The organism is Bradyrhizobium sp. Leo170 (genome assembly GCF_004296405.1).
Taxonomy (GTDB): Bacteria; Pseudomonadota; Alphaproteobacteria; order Rhizobiales; family Xanthobacteraceae; genus Bradyrhizobium.
The window spans coordinates 1-17,236 of the sequence record NZ_PSRR01000171.1 but is presented as its reverse complement, the minus strand read 5'-3'; the positions used below and the strand labels follow the sequence as shown (position 1 = coordinate 17,236).

Annotated in this window: 17 protein-coding genes; 11 read left to right on the top strand and 6 right to left on the bottom strand. The window is 64.0% G+C overall.

The features are described from left to right. The first annotated feature begins 148 nt into the window (after positions 1–148). Both rnd and CWO89_RS25485 read left to right on the top strand, forming a co-directional pair. Positions 149–1,303, top strand: a complete 1,155-nt coding sequence (gene rnd / locus CWO89_RS25490) for a ribonuclease D (RefSeq protein WP_130581410.1) — start codon at positions 149–151, stop codon at positions 1,301–1,303. 125 nt (positions 1,304–1,428) lie between these two features. Continuing rightward, positions 1,429–2,493: a LysR family transcriptional regulator gene (locus tag CWO89_RS25485; protein ID WP_245476572.1), complete on the top strand. Its 1,065-nt coding sequence runs from the start codon at positions 1,429–1,431 to the stop codon at positions 2,491–2,493. On the opposite strand, the gene CWO89_RS25480 is transcribed toward CWO89_RS25485, so the two are convergent. After that, on the bottom strand, positions 2,483–3,442 hold the full coding sequence (locus CWO89_RS25480) for an autotransporter outer membrane beta-barrel domain-containing protein (protein ID WP_245476563.1): 960 nt from the start codon (positions 3,440–3,442) through the stop codon (positions 2,483–2,485). The two genes, CWO89_RS25485 and CWO89_RS25480, sit on opposite strands and share 11 nt — an antisense overlap. Beyond that, a complete protein-coding gene (locus CWO89_RS48090; protein ID WP_245476553.1) occupies positions 3,435–3,650 on the bottom strand; it encodes a hypothetical protein in 216 nt (71 codons plus the stop codon). The genes CWO89_RS25480 and CWO89_RS48090 overlap by 8 nt, the downstream gene beginning before the upstream one ends. Positions 3,651–4,034: 384 nt before the next feature. Here CWO89_RS48090 and CWO89_RS25475 point away from each other — a divergent pair, with 384 nt between their 5' ends. Beyond that, complete coding sequence (locus tag CWO89_RS25475; RefSeq protein ID WP_130581408.1) at positions 4,035–4,238, top strand: cold-shock protein; 204 nt, start codon at positions 4,035–4,037, stop codon at positions 4,236–4,238. Positions 4,239–4,315: 77 nt separating this feature from the next. Here CWO89_RS25475 and purN read toward each other — a convergent pair whose 3' ends face one another. Together purN and purM are read right to left on the bottom strand one after the other, a co-directional pair. Then, positions 4,316–4,969, bottom strand: coding sequence for a phosphoribosylglycinamide formyltransferase (gene purN, locus CWO89_RS25470; RefSeq protein ID WP_130581407.1), 654 nt, complete (start codon positions 4,967–4,969; stop codon positions 4,316–4,318). Beyond that, on the bottom strand, positions 4,966–6,039 hold the full coding sequence (gene purM, locus CWO89_RS25465; protein WP_130581406.1) for a phosphoribosylformylglycinamidine cyclo-ligase: 1,074 nt from the start codon (positions 6,037–6,039) through the stop codon (positions 4,966–4,968). The genes purN and purM overlap by 4 nt, the downstream gene beginning before the upstream one ends. A gap of 159 nt (positions 6,040–6,198) precedes the next feature. Here purM and CWO89_RS25460 point away from each other — a divergent pair, with 159 nt between their 5' ends. The 5 genes from CWO89_RS25460 (at position 6,199) to CWO89_RS25440 (ending at position 12,279) form a co-directional block, all read left to right on the top strand. Then, positions 6,199–6,741: a CDP-alcohol phosphatidyltransferase family protein gene (locus CWO89_RS25460; RefSeq protein ID WP_028165891.1), complete on the top strand. Its 543-nt coding sequence runs from the start codon at positions 6,199–6,201 to the stop codon at positions 6,739–6,741. Between the two features lie 133 nt (positions 6,742–6,874). Beyond that, entirely contained in the window at positions 6,875–7,552 is a 678-nt protein-coding gene (locus tag CWO89_RS25455) for a P-loop NTPase family protein (protein WP_130581405.1), read from the top strand. Positions 7,553–7,679: 127 nt separating this feature from the next. Continuing rightward, positions 7,680–9,860, top strand: a complete 2,181-nt coding sequence (locus CWO89_RS25450) for an RNA degradosome polyphosphate kinase (protein WP_130581404.1) — start codon at positions 7,680–7,682, stop codon at positions 9,858–9,860. 21 nt (positions 9,861–9,881) lie between these two features. Further along, positions 9,882–11,384: an exopolyphosphatase gene (gene ppx, locus CWO89_RS25445; protein ID WP_130581403.1), complete on the top strand. Its 1,503-nt coding sequence runs from the start codon at positions 9,882–9,884 to the stop codon at positions 11,382–11,384. 214 nt (positions 11,385–11,598) lie between these two features. Further along, positions 11,599–12,279, top strand: coding sequence for a hypothetical protein (locus CWO89_RS25440; RefSeq protein WP_130581402.1), 681 nt, complete (start codon positions 11,599–11,601; stop codon positions 12,277–12,279). A 198-nt stretch (positions 12,280–12,477) separates the two neighbouring features. Here CWO89_RS25440 and CWO89_RS25435 read toward each other — a convergent pair whose 3' ends face one another. Then, the gene (locus CWO89_RS25435) at positions 12,478–13,317 is read right to left on the bottom strand and encodes a TerC family protein (RefSeq protein ID WP_130581401.1); all 840 of its coding nucleotides are present in this window, start codon (positions 13,315–13,317) and stop codon (positions 12,478–12,480) included. Positions 13,318–13,611: 294 nt separating this feature from the next. Next, on the bottom strand, positions 13,612–14,034 hold the full coding sequence (gene ndk, locus CWO89_RS25430; RefSeq protein WP_130581400.1) for a nucleoside-diphosphate kinase: 423 nt from the start codon (positions 14,032–14,034) through the stop codon (positions 13,612–13,614). Between the two features lie 449 nt (positions 14,035–14,483). Between ndk and CWO89_RS25425 the strand changes: the two genes are divergently transcribed. The 3 genes from CWO89_RS25425 to abc-f all read left to right on the top strand — a co-directional run bounded on the left by CWO89_RS25425 (position 14,484) and on the right by abc-f (position 17,080). Then, positions 14,484–14,732, top strand: coding sequence for a sulfur globule protein precursor (locus CWO89_RS25425; RefSeq protein WP_130581399.1), 249 nt, complete (start codon positions 14,484–14,486; stop codon positions 14,730–14,732). Between the two features lie 172 nt (positions 14,733–14,904). Next, on the top strand, positions 14,905–15,105 hold the full coding sequence (locus CWO89_RS25420; protein ID WP_130581398.1) for a hypothetical protein: 201 nt from the start codon (positions 14,905–14,907) through the stop codon (positions 15,103–15,105). A 112-nt stretch (positions 15,106–15,217) separates the two neighbouring features. After that, positions 15,218–17,080: a ribosomal protection-like ABC-F family protein gene (gene abc-f / locus CWO89_RS25415; protein WP_130581397.1), complete on the top strand. Its 1,863-nt coding sequence runs from the start codon at positions 15,218–15,220 to the stop codon at positions 17,078–17,080. Positions 17,081–17,236 lie beyond the last annotated feature (156 nt).

The window sequence follows — 17,236 nt, the reverse complement described above, 5'->3', positions numbered from 1 at the left end:
CCCGACCACTGTTTTCGCCCGGCCGGCGCCTCCGCGGCCTGTTCCCCGCGGTCTGACCTGAGCCTATGCAGGGCCAGAATTGCAGCCAAGCCCCTTGACATACCTGCGCTTTCGGCAGAACGCGTGTCGGAAGCGTCATGGACTGTTCATGGATCTGATTAACACCACCTGGGAACTGCAGGCGGCCTGCGACCGCTTGGCCGCCCACCCCGTCATCACCGTCGACACCGAGTTCCTGCGGGAGACGACCTACTACCCCCTACTCTGCGTGCTGCAAATGGCGAGCCCGGATGAGGCCGTCGTGATCGACGCCCTCGCCCCCGGCATCGACCTGACACCTTTCTTCGAGTTGATGGCCAACGAGCAGGTGCTGAAGGTGTTCCACGCCGCCCGGCAGGACATCGAGATCGTCTGGCACCGCGCCAACACCATCCCGCACCCGATCTTCGACACACAGGTTGCGGCCATGGTGCTCGGCTATGGCGACAGCATCGCCTATGACCAGCTCGTCGAGCGCATCACCGGCCATCGGCCGGACAAGACCCACCGCTTCACCGACTGGTCGCGCCGGCCGCTCAGCGCCGAGCAGACTCAATACGCCGTCGCCGACGTCACGCATTTGCGCGACGTCTTCACCGCGCTCGACGCGGACCTGAAGAAGCGCGGCCGCAACGACTGGGTCAGCGAGGAGATGGAGATCCTGACCTCGCCCCGCACCTACGACTTCCATCCGGAGCGCGCCTGGGAGCGGCTGAAAACCAGAGTGCGGAAGCCGCGCGAGCTCGCGGTGCTGATCGAGGTCGCCGCGTGGCGCGAGCAGGAGGCGCAGAGCCGCGACGTGCCGCGCTCGCGCGTGCTGAAGGACGAGGCGGTCGGCGATATCGCAACACATGCGCCGACGTCGTTGGACAAGCTTGCCAACCTGCGCTCGCTGCCGAAAGGATTCGAGCGCTCGAAATGGGGCACGGACATCATCGCCGCCGTGCAGCGTGGGCTCGCCCGCGATTTCGCGAAACTGCCGAAGATCGAGAAGCCGCGCAACAATTCCAATGGTGCAGCGATCGTCGAACTGTTGAAGGTGCTGCTCAGGATGACGTCGGAGCGACACGCGGTCGCAAGCAAGGTGATCGCGACCGTCGATGATCTCGAGCAGATCGCCGCCGACGATCATGCCGACGTCGCCGCCCTGCACGGCTGGCGGCGCGAATTATTCGGCGAGGCGGCGCTCAAGCTCAAGCACGGCCGGCTGGCGCTTGCGATCGACAAGGGACGCGTAGTCAAGGTGGAACGCGCCAGGGAGTAACGGGGTAGTTATCGCCTTGCGCAGACCTAGCGCACTTATGTTGAAATTCCAGGTCGCAAGCAACATTTTGTGCACCTTCATCGCCTAGGTTGCGGCATCATCCCTTTACACGGGACAAGAAACGCATGCCGCATGATCTGGCCGGCAGCGCTGCGCCCATGCAGCGCAAGAAACTTGAAGACGCGCTTCGCCCTGAGTGGGGAGATTTGCGGGTGTTCCTGCTCTGCGCACGGAACCGCAGCTTTAGCCGCGCCGCCGACGTCCTCGGCGTGCCGGCAACCGCAATGATGCGCAAGATCGACAAGCTCGAGGACGATCTCGGCTGCAAACTGTTTTCGCGCGACGAAGCGCAACTGGCGCTGACCGGCGAAGGACGGGCGCTGCTATTCGATGTCGAGCAGATGGAGCGTCTCAGCCTCAATGTCGTCAGGCGCGCGCGTGCGCCGGCGGAGGTGAGCGGCACCGTGCGGATCGCGGTGACCGAGGGACCCGGGAACTTCTGGGTGCTGCCGCGGCTGATCACGTTCGAACGGACCCACCGCAACATCATCGTCGAGCTGCGTTGCGTGTCCGGCTGCACTGAGGTTCCGCGGCAAGAGGCGGACATCTCGCTTCAGGTCGAGCGGCCAAGCGATCCCGAACTGATCGCGACAAAGATCGGCCGGTTACACATCCACGCTTTCGCCTCGAAGGCCTATCGCGATGCCTACGGCCTGCCGACATCGCTCGACGAGCTGAAGCATCATCGCATCGTCAAGCAGGATGGCGTGCCGCATGGCGACGGCACCTACAAGCGGATCCTCGGCGTGGACTCGCTGGAGGGCATCGTCGGCATCTCCACCAATTCCAGCGTGGCCGCGCTCTACGCCGTCGAACAGGGCGCGGGAATCGGCTTCCTGCCGAGTTCGGTGATTGCGCTCGGCGCGCCGCTGGTCGCGGTCGACCTCGGCGTCAACCATCAACTGGATCTATGGCTCTGCTATCATCGCCAGTTCCGCCACTCGGACCGCCACACGCTGATGATCGAATGGCTGAAGAGCATCTTCGATCCCAAGGTCTATGCCTGCTTCCGCGACGAATTCATCCATCCCGACGAACTGACGCCGCTGATGGTGGGATCGCGCGAGCATTTTGGATTGCAGAACTACGTGGCGCCCAAGCCTTTCCCGACCGAGGCGACTACCACTTGAACTCGACGCCGACAGCGCCCTGGTGCGACTGCATCGCGGCGCGGAATTTTCCGTCGTAGTTGAGATAGAGCCGCGCGGTATTGGTCAGGTTGAGCGACGCCACCGCGCCGGCATCCGCGCCATACTGGCTTTCAGCAATGCCCTGCAGCGTGATGCTCTGACTGCCGAGGCTGACGGTGATATCGCCAAAGTTCTGCGCGACATTGTCGACGAACTTGCCATAGGCCGAGAGGTCGAACACCTTCTGGTCGAAGATCCAGTAGTGTCCGACTTCCGCCCCGATCATCACCCGCATCCGCTCCACAGTGGCGGCGCTGGCGAAGACGGGATCGAGGCCGCCGAACTCCTGGAATGATCCGGTCCTGGCGCGGACATATTCGAGGCTCGCCTTCGGCACGATGCGGCTCTGGTCCTTGTCCCAGTAATAACTGAACTCGCTCAGCGCGCCATCGAGCTTGGCGTTGTAACCCGCCGTGGCCAAACCAAGACCGGTATCGCGACTGGAGTGGATGTTGCCGAAGCCGTGCACGACGGCCATCGCCCAGGTCCACGGCCCCTTGTCGACGGTGGCGTGGGCGCCAAGCTGGGTCAGGTCGATGGCCGCCGATTGCAGCGCGAGCGGCACGTCGATGTCGGTGCGGCTCTGGTCGACGGAGAAGCCGAGATTGACGCCCGGCGCGATTCGCGCACCGATGCCGGCCACCCCGCCCCAGGTTTTGCGGCGGTCGCCGACGAAATCCCCGACGGCGTCGTTGCGCGCCGAAATGCCGTAGCCCTCGAACCAGGTGCGGAAGCGCGGCGCCTCCACGCTCTCGGAGGCACCTCCTCCACCGGGGTTGGTCCGCGCCATGCGGTTGAAGCCGTTGGTCGCCTGGTTGCCGATCCGCTCCAGGAAGTTGCTGCCAAGATTGGCTATCGCCGAGCCCGCCGCGAGATCGGCGTTAACCATGCCGGCTGTCGGCGACGGGATCGGCGTCGGACTTGGGCTCGGCGTTGGACTCGCCGCCGGGGGTGGGGTCGGAGTTGGTGCAGGCGTCGGCGGCCGCGATTGCGCCTGCGCCGAACAGATCGTGCCGATGGCCAGGCAAAGCGCGCCCGCAATCGCCCATGCGAGGCCGCGGCAGCCTCTGACGGAGCTTGCCCCCGACGGGCGCCACGAGCAGCGCATGTGTTCAATTCCCAAACGACGCGAGCCTGAAAATGCGTAAAAACAGCTGTAAATATCGGCCGATTTGCCCCTACTTCACCGGGAGCGTCAATCAGCCGGCCTTGCACACTTCGCCTCAGGCCGCAGCATTGTTGTCGATCGGCCACAGGCGTTGCCGCGGAGCACCGATTTTCCGTGGCACACCAGAGGCTTGCTAACTTGCAGTTTTCGTGTTGCAATCTCCGGCACAATCGGATTGGGCCGTTCGACTGTGCGTTTCGTGACCTTGAAGTCTAAGAATCGGATTTTGATCAGACTGCCGGAAACCGGTTTGTGGCGTGGCACGCGCAAAGCGTGGCCGCGTCTTTTTTACGTCTAGACGAGGAGACAGGCGATGCCGAAGGGTACCGTCAAGTGGTTCAACCCAACCAAGGGTTATGGGTTCATCAAGCCGGCCGTCGGCGACAGGGACGTCTTCGTCCATATCTCGGCGGTTGAGCGTGCGGGACTCTCTACGCTCAACGAAAACCAAACAGTCGAGTACGACCTAGTGGAGAACCGCGGCAAAGCATCCGCGGAAAACCTCAAGGTCTCCTAGACTCCAGTCACGATCAGCTCTGGCACTACCCCCGGCATCACCCCGGGGGGATTTCTTTGACGGACGCGGACGTTGCACTAACTTGCCGCGGGCGAAATCAGCGTGCCGTCTGACGCTGCGTTTCCCGCTGTCTTGCAGACATCGCCTTCCAGCGTGAGCCGGCCTGCCGCAAGCAGCCGCAGCGCTTCCGGATAGATCTGGTGCTCGATCTGGATGACGCGGGCCGCCAGCGTCACCGGCGTATCGTCATCGGCGACCGCGACCGCGCCCTGCACCACGATCGGCCCGGCATCGGTCTCCGGGATCACGAAATGCACGGTGGCGCCCGAGATCTTCACCCCGGCCTTAAGCGCCTGGCCATGCGGATCGAGGCCGGGGAAGCACGGCAATAGCGACGGATGGATGTTGAGCATCCTGCCGTACCAGCGCTGCACGAATTCGGCCGTGAACAGCCGCATGAAGCCGCCGAGGCAGATCAGCTCGACGTTCTTCTCGTCGAGCGCGCGCTGCAGCATCGCCTCGAAGCCGGCGCGGTCCTTGCCGAACGGCTTGCTCTCGATGACGATGGTCGGAATGCCGCTCGCGCTTGCCTTGGCGAGGCCGGCGGCGTCGGCGCGGTTGGAGATCACCACGACGATCTCGGCCGGAAAGTCGTCCGCCTTTGCAGCCTCGATCAGCGCGACCATGTTCGATCCGCGCCCGGAAATCAGGATGGCGACTCTGCGCTTCATTGCGAAAGATCGAGATGGCCGTTGTAGACCACGCGATGCTCGCCGGTCGCGTGGATCACCTCACCGAGCAACGTCGCGGTCTCGCCACTTTCGGTGAAGACCTCCATGACCCGATCGACCGCATCCGCTTTCACGATCGCGATCATGCCGATGCCGCAGTTGAAGGTGCGCAGCAGCTCGAGCTCGGCGATACCGCCCGCTTCTGCCAGCCATTTGAACACCGGCAGGACCGGCAGCCGAGCGAGATCGATGCCGACACCCAGGTGCTTCGGCAGCACCCGCGGAATGTTGTCGGTGAAGCCGCCGCCGGTAATGTGCGCCAGCCCCTTGATCGCCCCGGTCTCGCGGATCGCGCGCAGGCAGGATTTGACGTAGAGCTTGGTCGGCGTCAGCAGCGCGCCGCCGAGCGTCATGACCGGCGAGAACGGCGCCGGCGCGTCGAAGCTGACGCACGACTGCTCGACGATCTTGCGCACCAGCGAAAATCCGTTGGAGTGAACGCCGGACGAAGCCAGGCCGATCACGGCATCGCCAATGGCGATATCCGGTCGCGGCAAGAGCGTCCCGCGCTCGGCGGCCCCGACCGCAAACCCGGCGAGGTCATAATCGCCGTCCTTGTAGAGCCCCGGCATCTCCGCGGTCTCGCCGCCGATCAGCGCGCAGCCGGATTCGCGGCAACCCTCGGCGACGCCCGCGACGATCGCAGCCGTCGCCTCCGGATCGAGCTTGCCGCAGGCGAAATAGTCCAGGAAGAACAGCGGTTCCGCGCCCTGCACGACGAGGTCGTTGACCGACATCGCCACCAGGTCGATGCCGATCCCATCATGCAGCCCGGTCTCGATCGCGATCTTGACCTTGGTGCCGACACCATCGGTCGCGGCCACCAGCACGGGGTCCTTGAAGCCGGCCGCCTTCAGATCGAACAGGCCGCCGAAGCCGCCGATCTCGGCGTCCGCACCGGCGCGCGCGGTGGCACGGACCATCGGCTTGATCAGATCGACCAGCCGGTTGCCCGCATCGATGTCGACGCCGGAATCCGCGTAAGTGAGGCCGTTCTTGCGCTCGGTCATGCAAAATTCCAGTTGAAGACGGCTGGTTACGAGGAATTCCGCCCCCGCGCAATGGCTCGCAAGGCGGCAGGCGGTATACTATGTAGATAACGACCGGCTCAGCCCCCAGAGGGGCCGAATCTTCCGTGAATTCAGGCCGGTAGCCGGGAAGCGACCGAGTTGAGCATACCCAATATCATCACGCTGGGCCGCATCATTCTGGTGCCGGTCATCGTCTGGGCGATCGTCTCCAGCCAGATGGAAATCGCGTTTGCGATCTTCGTGATTGCCGGCGTCAGCGACGCCGTCGACGGTTTCCTCGCCAAGCGCTTCAACATGACGAGCGAGCTCGGCGCCCTGCTCGATCCGCTCGCCGACAAGGCGCTGCTGGTGTCGATCTATGTGGCGCTCGGGATCTGGGGCGCGGTGCCGCGCTGGCTTGTCATCCTCGTGGTGTCGCGCGACATCATGATCGTGGCGGCGGTGATCGTGTCCTGGCTGTTCGACAAGCCGGTCGAGATAAAACCGCTGATGGTCTCGAAACTTAACACGGGGGCTCAGGTTGCCTTCGCAGCCCTGGTGCTGGCCTCGCTCGGTTTCGGTTTCCAGCCAAGGCCTTATGATCTGATCCTGATGGGATTTGTCACCATCTTTACTTTGGTTTCCGTCTCCCTCTATCTCGTGGAGTGGGTGCGGCACATGAGCACGATCGAAGCGCGCTAGAGCGCTTTCGAGCTAAGAGCGTTTTCGAGCGAAGTGGGCACCGGTTCGCATAGCAATCAAGTTTACGCAGATTGCGTAGACTTATCTGCGCAGAAAACGCGTCAAGAGAATGAAAGCCCCGGAGAGTTTTTGCGTGGCAGGTAGCGTTCACCCTCGTCAGCTTGCGTTGGCGCTGCCGCATGCGGAGAGCCTGACCCGCGACGACTTCCTCGAGGGAACGGCGAATGAGGCCGGCCTCGCTCTGATCGAGAGCTGGCCCGACTGGCCGAACCGCATCATGCTGCTGGTCGGCCCCGAAGGATCGGGGAAAAGCCACCTCGCCGCGATCTGGGCCGAGCGGGCCGGCGCGCGCTCGACAGCGGCGCACGCACTGTCGGCCGAGACCGTGCCGGCGGACCTCGCGACCGGTGCACTCGTTGTCGAAGACTTGAACCCGCACGGCTTCGACGAGCGCGCGATGTTTCACCTGCTCAATCTCGCCCGCCAGGACGAAGCCTTCGTGCTGATGACCGCTCGCATTCCGCCGTCGGCGTTCGAGATCGAATTGCGCGACCTCCGGTCACGGCTGCGTGCGGTGCCGACCGTGTCATTGTTGCCGCCAGACGATCTCTTGTTTCGCGGCCTGATCGTCAAATACTGCACGGACCGCCAGATGACCGTGGACGAATCACTGGTGAGCTATCTCGCCAGCCGGATCGAGCGCTCCTACGCCGCCGCCCGCCAGGCGGTGGAACTGCTCGACACCGAGGCGCTGCGGCTCGGGCGGCCGGTGACCCGGGCGCTGGCGGCGGAACTGTGGCGCAACGCCTGACCCTGTGACTTGACGGCGCTGGCGCGGAGAACGTCAATGTCATCGAAACGTCATCCCCTTATCACAAGGTTTGCGTTGCCTTTGCTTGAGTGGCTCTGGCCCTGAACGCGAATGGATCGAGAACTTCATGGAATCGGCACAACCTATTGAAGTACAAGAGAAAGAACAGGTTGCTGAGAGGCTGCCGGCGGTCGCGACGAGCCCCGAACGCTTCATCAACCGCGAGCTTTCCTGGCTGCATTTCAATCGCCGCGTGCTGGAAGAGGCCGTCAATCCCGGCCATCCCGCGCTCGAGCGGGTGAGATTCCTGTCGATATCCGCCAACAACCTCGACGAGTTCTTCATGGTCCGCGTCGCCGGTATCAAGGCGCAGGTCCGTGAAGGCATCCCGGAGCGCAGCCCCGATGGCCTGACGCCATCCGAACAGCTCGTCCTGATCAACCAGACCGTTTCCAAGCTCGCCTCCGACCAGCAGGCGATCTGGAGCGACCTGCGCACGATGCTCTCGGAAGTCGGCATCAACCTCGTCGATGGGCGGGACGTCACCAAGACGGAGCGGGCCTGGATCGAGGATCATTTCCTGCACAGCATCTTCCCGCTGCTGACGCCGCTCGCGATCGATCCGGCGCATCCCTTCCCGTTCATTCCGAACCTCGGCTTCACGGTGGCCCTGCAATTATCCCGGGTCTCCGACGGCAAGGCGATGAACGCGCTGATCCGCATGCCCGGCAAGATCGACCGCTTCATCCGCATCCCCAGTGATGGCCGGCTGCGCCTGATCACGTTGGAGCAGGCCACCGGCCTCTTCATCGGGCGCCTGTTCCCGGGCTACACGGTCAACGGCCAGGGCGCCTTCCGCGTCATCCGCGACTCCGAAATCGAAATCGAGGAAGAAGCCGAAGACCTCGTCCGCACGTTCGAGACCGCGCTGAAGCGACGTCGGCGCGGATCGGTGATCCGGCTGGAGATCGAGGCCAAGATGCCGGAAGAGCTGCGCCTGTTCGTGCAGCACGCGCTCAACGCCGCCGACGACGAGGTTTTCCTGGTCGACGGCGTGCTGGCCATGAACGAGCTGTCGCAACTCACCCGGCTCGACCGGCCCGATCTCGAATTCACACCCTATGTGCCGCGTCATCCGGAACGGGTGCGCGACCATGGCGGTGATATCTTCGCCGCGATCCGGCAGAAGGACCTGATCGTCCACCACCCCTACGAATCCTTCGACGTCGTGGTGCAGTTCCTGCAGCAGGCCGCCCGCGACCCCGACGTCGTCGCCATCAAGCAGACGCTCTATCGCACCTCGCAGAATTCGCCGATCGTGCGCGCGCTCGCCGAAGCGGCTGAAGCCGGCAAGTCGGTCACGGCGCTGATCGAGCTGAAGGCGCGCTTCGACGAGGAAGCGAACATCCGCTGGGCGCGCGACCTCGAGCGCGCCGGCGTGCAGGTGGTCTACGGCTTCATCGAGCTCAAGACCCACGCCAAATTATCGATGGTGGTGCGCCGCGAGGGCGGCAATCTCACGACCTATGTCCACACCGGCACCGGCAACTACCATCCGGTGACCGCGCGCATCTACACCGATCTCTCCTACTTCACGTCAGACCCGATCATCGGCCGCGACGCCGCGCGTGTGTTCAACTACATCACCGGCTATGCCGAGCCGAGCGACATCGAGAAGATGGCGGTGTCGCCGCTCACGCTGCGCAAGCGCATGATCGAGCATATCCAGGGCGAGAGCAACCATGCGCGACACGGCCGCCCGGCCGCGATCTGGATGAAGATGAACTCGCTGGTCGACCCCGACATCATCGACGCGCTCTATGAAGCATCGCAAGCGGGAGTGCCGATCGAACTCGTGGTGCGCGGCATCTGCTGCCTCAGGCCGGGCCTGCCCGGGCTTTCCGAGAACATCCGCGTCAAATCGGTGATCGGCCGCTTCCTGGAACACGGCCGAATCTATTGCTTCGGCATGGGATATGGCCTGCCCAGCGCAAAAGCGGCTGTGTATATCTCCTCTGCCGACATGATGCCGAGGAACCTCGACCGCCGTGTCGAAGTGCTGTGTCCGCTGCAAAATCCCACGGTGCATCAGCAGGTTCTCGAACAGATCATGGTCGCGAATCTGAAGGACACCGAGCAGAGCTGGCGATTGTTGCCCGACGGATCGTCAACGCGTATGAAGGCCGCGAAAGGCGAAGAGCCTTTCAACCTTCATAATTACTTCATGACGAATCCAAGTCTGTCGGGCCGTGGAAAGTCTCTCAAGGAATCTTCGCCCCGCCGACTTACTCGCCGCAACGAGCGCTAGCCACCACAAGGGGACTTTCCGGTGAAGCGACCGCGCAAGCGCGCTATCAGCGTCGCTGTCATCGATATTGGCTCCAACTCGGTGCGTCTCGTGATCTACGAGTCGCTGTCGCGCAGCCTCATCACGCTGTTCAACGAGAAGGCGCTGTGTGGTCTCGGCCGCGAGGTGCAGAGCACGGGGCTTCTTGCGGAGGATGCGGTCGCAAAAGCGCTGACGGCGCTGCGGCGGTTTCGCGCGCTGTGCCGGGTCCAGAGGGTCGGCCGCGTCTATGCGATCGCGACAGCGGCCTGTCGCGACGCCAGGAACGGTGCTGATTTCATCGCCGAGGCCGAGCGCATCTGCGGAACGCGGATCGAAATTCTATCGGGCCCACGGGAAGCCAAGCTCTCCGCCCTGGGCGTCGTCTCCGGCGTGCACAAGCCCGACGGCATCGTCGGCGATCTCGGCGGCGGCTCGGTCGAACTGATCGACGTCAAGGGCAATCGCGTCCACAGCGGCGTGACGCTGCCGCTCGGCAGCCTTGCGCTGCAGGACCTCTCGGACAAATCGCTGAAACGCGCCGAGCGCATCGTCCGCAACGAGCTGTCTGAGGTTCCGCAGCTCAAGGCGGGCCGCGGCCGCAATTTCTACGCGGTCGGCGGCACCTGGCGCGCGCTGGCGCGCATCCACATCATCCAGAGCGGCTATCCGCTCAAGGTGATGCATGGCTATTCGATTCCCGCCGCCGACGCGCTCGATTTCGCGCAGCGCTTGCGCCGGCTGGCGGCAACCAACATGCTCGCCAATATCGAGGCTGTGGCCGACGCGCGGCGGCCGCTGCTCACCTACGCCGCGCTCGTTCTTGAATACATCATCCGGGTGGCAAAGCCGAAGACGATCGTGTTCTCCACCTTCGGCGTGCGCGAAGGCCTGTTCTACGAAATGCTGCCGCCAGCCGAGCGCGCCAAGGATGGCCTGATCTGCGCAGCGCAGACGATGAACGGCCTGCTCTCGCGGTCGGCGCGCCATGCCGAGGAACTGATCGCCTGGACCGATCGGCTCGTGCGTGTCGTGAGGCTGCGCGAGACCGACGAGGACCGCAGGCTGCGTCATGCCGCCTGCCTGTTGTCTGATATCGGCTGGCGCGTGCATCCCGATCACCGCGGCGAGGAGACGCTCAGCCTCATCACCAACGGCAATTTCGGCTCCATTACCCATCAGGGCCGCACCTTCGTCGCGCTCTCGGTGTTCTACCGCTACGCCGGCTTGAGCCTGGAGAACGAACCGCCGGAAATCGTGCAGGAGATGGTGCCGCATACGATGCTCGAACGCGCGCGCCTGCTTGGCGCCGCGTTTCGCGTCGCTCACCTGATCTCGGCAGCACGACCCGGCGTACTGCCGTCGACGCATTTCCGCACCGACGGACGTAAACTCATGCTGGTGTTTGAGCACCGGATGGTCGATCTCGTCGCCGACCGCGTCGGCAGCCGCTTCAAGCAACTGGCGCGTCTGGTCGGGCGCACCGGTTCGATCGTGCGGCGCTAGAGCATGATCCGGAAAAGTGGAAACCGGTTTTCCCTCGCGACAAACGCGAAGCGTTTGCGCGGAGATCATGCTCAAACAAAGAGTGCCGTAGCCCGGGTGAAGCGCCAGCGTAACCCGGGGGTCGCTCGCAACGCGGCTGCAGGTGTCCCGGGTTACGCGTTCCGCTCCACCCGGGCTACATGCTGTCCGCCGATCGCGGCACAGTGGAGGAGCGATGCAGGACATTCAGGCGCTGCAGCGATACGCCACGCTCGACGTCTGGCGCGAGCGCTGGTCGACGGTGGCGATGATTGCTGTGGCCCTGCTGCTGGCGCTCGGCCTGTTCGCGCTGATCTGGATGGCTCTCCGTAGCCCCGAGCCCGCGCGGCGGGAGCCGGCGATCATCCAGCTTCTGCTTGTTCCCCCGCCACCTCCGCAGCGGCCTCCCGAGCCGGCGAAGGAGACGACGCAGCGCACTCTGCAGGCGCCGCCATCCGTCCCGGTCCCCCCGAAGAAGGTGGTGAACAATCGCCGGGATTCCGTCGCAGCCGCGCCGACACCGAAGCCCGCGCCGCCGCAGCCGAAGACAAAACTGCCCCCGGTGTCGGATCCGTTGAGCCTGGACGCGCCTCCCGATTGGAGGCAGGCCGCTCTGCCGAAGGGATCCAACGCCGGCACTCTCATCGGCGGGGACGGTGACAACGGCGGAGGCAGCGGCTGCGGCACCGCCAGCCCCTATCTCACGATGATCACCTCGCAACTCCGCAACGTGGTCGAGCGCAACGCGAGAGCGGACAGCCGCAAGTTCCAGGCCCAGGCCCAGCTCTGGTTCGACGACCTCGGAAACGTGCAGCGGAGCCAACTCGTGGATCGGCTGGAAATGCCGATCTCGATGCCACGATCACAAAGCTGCTGAAGGAAATCAGTATCGGCAGGGGACTGCAGCGGTGCGTCCAGCCCATTACGGTCTGGGTCGGCAACCCCTGGACCGGCGTCTTCAGGGACGCCGACAACAAGCCGGTCACGCCAAGCCATGTGGAGGTCTGGCGAACGTATCGCCGTCCCTAGAGCATAGCCCCGAAAAGGTTTTCCGAGCAGACCATGCCCACGTGAGTCAGGCCGCCTTGGCGGCCCGCTCGGCGTGATGCATTGCGCGTCGGCGCCAGATCGATCCGACGACCAGCACCACGATGACGCCAAGCAGCGCCAGCGCGATCTCGCCGCCATGGCCGCCGCCGGCAAAATGCGGACCGATGCCGAGCGCCCCCAGCCAGGAATCGAGCGCGCCGCCGACCGGTCCGGCAAACAGCGCATCGAGCTTCGGATCGACCGCCGGATCGGTCGCGATCACATCGCCGGCGATCCACCCGAGCAGCGCCGCGCCGGCCCAGACCAGCACCGGCAGCTTGTTGAGCAGCGCCATGATCAGCGCCGCGCCCGCGACGATCAGGGGTACGCTGATCGCAAGACCCAACACCAGAAGCGGCACGCTGCCATTGGCCGCGGCGGCAACCGCGATCACGTTGTCGAGGCTCATGACAATGTCGGCGACGACGACGATCTGCACCGCCGCCCACAGATGCGCGGCCGCATCCACGCTGTCCTCGTCCTCGTGTTCGGGAACGAGCAGCTTTGCCGCGATCACGATCAGCGCCAACCCGCCGACGAGCTTGAGGTAAGGGAATTCCATCAAGGTCGCTACGATGCCGGTGAAGATGATGCGCAGAATCACCGCGGCCGCCGCGCCGAAGATCATGCCCCACAATCGCTGGCGCGGCGCGAGCCCGCGGCAGGCCAGCGCGATCACCAATGCGTTGTCGCCCGACAACAACACATTGATCCAGATAATCTTGCTGACGGCGACCCAGAACGTCGTGGTCGCCATCTCGCTCTTGAACTGCGTGAAGAAAGCCGCGAGGTTCGCGGGATCAACGATCTGCCACAGCCAGTCCACAGCGCTTCCTTTCGGCCTTGCGACCACCCCTGGCGACGCTCAAGCCGCCGCAACTTCGTTGTATTAGAGCACGATCCGGAAAAGCGGATACCGGTTTTCCCTCGCGACAAACGCGAAGCGTTTGCGCAGGAAGATCATGCTCAAACAAAGAGCTAAAGCGGGATGACGATTCGAAGAAAAGTCATCACGCTTTAGAGCGTTCTCGAGCGAAGTGGATACCGGTTCGCCTGAAGAAAACGCGTCAAAACTAAAATCCAGAGCTTCGGTCCTGATTCAATCAGAACCGAAAATGCCCTAGCCGACGATCTCGTTGCCCGAGAAGAACTGCGCGATCTCGATCACGGCCGTCTCCGGGGCATCGGATCCATGCACAGAATTCTCGCCGATCGATTTCGCATGGAGCTTGCGGATCGTGCCTTCGGCGGCCTTGGACGGGTCGGTGGCGCCCATCACGTCGCGATATTTGGCGATCGCCCCCTCGCCTTCCAGCACCTGGACCACGACCGGGCCGGAGGTCATGAACTCGACCAGCTCGCCGAAGAACGGGCGCGCCTTGTGGACGGCATAAAAGGTCTCGGCCTGCCCGCGGGTCATGCGAATCCGCTTCTGGGCCACGATCCGGAGCCCGGCCTTCTCGATCAGTGCGTTGACCGCGCCGGTCAGGTTACGCTCCGTCGCGTCGGGCTTGATGATCGAGAAAGTGCGTTCAATCGCCATGATATCGTCCTTGCAAACGCTGGTTAACGAGTTGCGGGGCTTATATCGGCGTGATCCCGCAACGGCAAGCGACCCGGTGTCGCCCTGGCCTTAGAGCATGATCCGGAAAAGTGGAAATCGGTTTTCCGAAAAGATCACGCTCAAACAAAGAGATGAGATCATGATCCGATCCGTCTAATCGGATCATGATCTGGTTTCGGCACGATTTGGCGGCCAGGGATCGGCATCGGCCTTCGGGCGGCTCAGGGTTAACCAGGCCGGATTACGACAATTTCACGAACGTGAACCCATTCTGTAGCTGCCGTCGCGCTCCCGTTCAGACCGCGCGGCCTAAGCTCTTCATCGATCGGACGCCTTCGAAGCTTGTCCACACAGCCAAAGCGAGGGCGTCACAGGAGACATTGTCACCGCCGGCGCTTCCGACCGCGCCGAAACTCGAGGAGACGACCATGCTACGTAAATTCTCGCTTGTCGCTCTTGCCGCGGCCTCGCTCGGCGCGGCTGCGCTGGTGCCGACCTCCGCCTCGGCGTGGGACGGTTGGCACGGTGGCGGGCATCGCGGCTGGGGCTGGGGTCCGCGCGTCGTTGTCGGCGGCCCCGCCTACTACGGCGGCCCCGCCTATGGCGGCTGCTACACGCGGCGCCTGGTGCCGACCCCTTGGGGCCCCCGCTGGCGCCTCATCAACCGCTGCTATTGACCTGACCTGAGCTCCCCCAAGACTTGAGCGCCCCGGCCACAATGCCGGGGCTTTTTTTGCGCATGGAACCCGCTGGTTTGCTACCTGTGAAAGAGGCCACGGAGATGCAACGATCGGAAACAAATTCGGCACTCGGGACTTGACCTTGCGAACTTCGTTCAAGCAAGGCGAGGTGGAACTTGCCGAGAGACTGAGTATGAATAGCCGAAGCCACGCAGATTTTGAGCTGCTCGATCACAAGACCTGCCGGTCCATTTGCGACGCGGTCGGCGAACGGCTGCAGCAAAGCTTGCGCCCGGAGACCTCGCTGACCTCTCATTTGCAGCATCTCTTGGACGAGATGCGCCGGCGCGAGGAAGACGGCCTGCATTGAAGGAGGCCGCCCTCGAGGTTGGGCTCGGGCAACTCTGCAAAGTTGAAAAGCTGGAGCATAATTTACCGGATTGATGGGTTGCGTTTGGCGGCGGCTCCGGTGACAACGCCGTATGCTTTCCATCTCCAACATCTCCGTCCGCATCGCCGGGCGGCTTCTGATCGAGAACAGCTCGGTACAGATCATTCCCGGCGCCCGTGTCGGCTTTGTCGGCCGCAATGGCGTCGGCAAGTCGACATTGTTTCATGCCATCCGCGGCGATCTTCAGCTCGAAGCCGGCAGCATCACCATTCCGCCGCGCTGGCGGATCGGCAGCCTGGCGCAGGAAGCACCCAATGGTCCGGAAAGCCTGATCGAGATCGTGCTGAAGGCAGATATCGAGCGCGACGCGCTGCTGCGCGAAGCCGAGACGGCGCACGATCCGCACCGGATCGCGGAAATCCAGACCCGGCTCGTCGACATCGACGCCCATTCCGCCCCTGCCCGCGCGGCCGCAATTCTCGGCGGCCTCGGCTTTTCGGCGGCCGACCAGGCGCGGCCATGCGCCGAGTTTTCCGGCGGCTGGCGCATGCGGGTTGCGCTCGCCGCGACGCTGTTTGCGGCGCCCGATCTGTTGCTGCTGGACGAGCCGACCAACTATCTCGACCTCGAAGGCACGCTGTGGCTGGAGGATCATCTTGCGCACTATCCGCGTACCGTGATCGTGATCAGCCATGACCGCGACCTGCTCGATACCTCGGTGGACCAGATCCTGCATCTCGATCACCGCAGGCTGACGCTCTACAAGGGGACTTATTCCTCGTTCGAGGAACAGCGCGCCACGCGCGAAATGCTCGATGCCAAGCACGCCAAGCGCCAGGCCGAGGAGCGCAAGCGGCTGCAGGCCTTCGTCGACCGCTTCAAGGCCAAGGCTTCGAAGGCGCGCCAGGCGCAATCGCGCATGAAGATGCTGGAGCGGATGAAGCCGGTCACCGCGCTGGTGACGCAGGACGTGCACGAGATCTCGTTCCCGGTGCCCGAGAGGACGCTATCGCCGCCGATCATTGCCGTCGATGACGTCGCTGTCGGCTATGATGCGGACAAGCCGGTGCTGAACCGCGTGACGCTGCGCATCGATACCGACGACCGCATTGCGCTGTTAGGCGCCAACGGCAACGGCAAGTCGACCCTGGTGAAGCTGCTGGCGGGCCGGCTCGCGCCGTTCTCCGGCAAGGTCACGCGCGCGGAAAAGCTCTCGGTCGGCTATTTCGCGCAGCATCAGGTCGACGAGCTCAATCTCGACGGCTCGCCCTACGACCATATCCGCAAGCTGATGCCCGATGCGCCGGAGAGCAAGGTGCGCGCCCGCGTCGGCGCCATCGGCTTTTCCGGCAAGGCGGGGGATACGCTGGTGAAGAGCCTGTCGGGCGGCGAGAAGGCACGGCTGCTGCTCGGCCTCGCGACCTTCGCCGCGCCCAACATGATCATCCTGGACGAGCCGACCAACCATCTCGACATCGACAGCCGCGCCGCGCTCGCCGAAGCGATCAATGATTTTCCCGGCGCCGTGCTGATGGTCTCGCACGACCGCTACCTGATCGAGGCCTGCGCCGACCGGCTCTGGGTCGTCGCCAACCACACCGTGACGAGCTATGACGGCGATCTCGACGACTATCGCAGGACGATATTGTCCGCGAATGAGATACGCCCGGCTTCGCGCGAACGCAGCAAGGAGAGCACCAAGCCCGAGCGTCCGAAAAGCGAGAAGCGCATCCCGCCGAAGCAGCGGATCGCGCAAGCCGAAGCCGAGATCGAACGCATCACCGGCATCATTGCCAAGATCGACACCGCACTCGCGCTGCCGGACCTGTTCACGCGCGATCCGAAGCAGGCCGCACAACTCGCCCAGGCGCGCGCCGGCGCAGAAACCGCACTGCAGCGCGCCGAGGAAGAATGGCTGGAAGCAAGCTCGCTCTCGGATGAGGCGGCAGGTTAGCCCGCTGCCTCGCGTCCTCATCCCGAGGAGCCGCGAAGCGGCGTCTCGAGGGATAGCCACGGACTCCCCACTCTCCGTCATTCCGGGGCGCGCGAAGCGGCGAGCCCGGAATCCATTCAACCACTTGCGCTGGCGGAGAAATGGATTCCGGGCTCG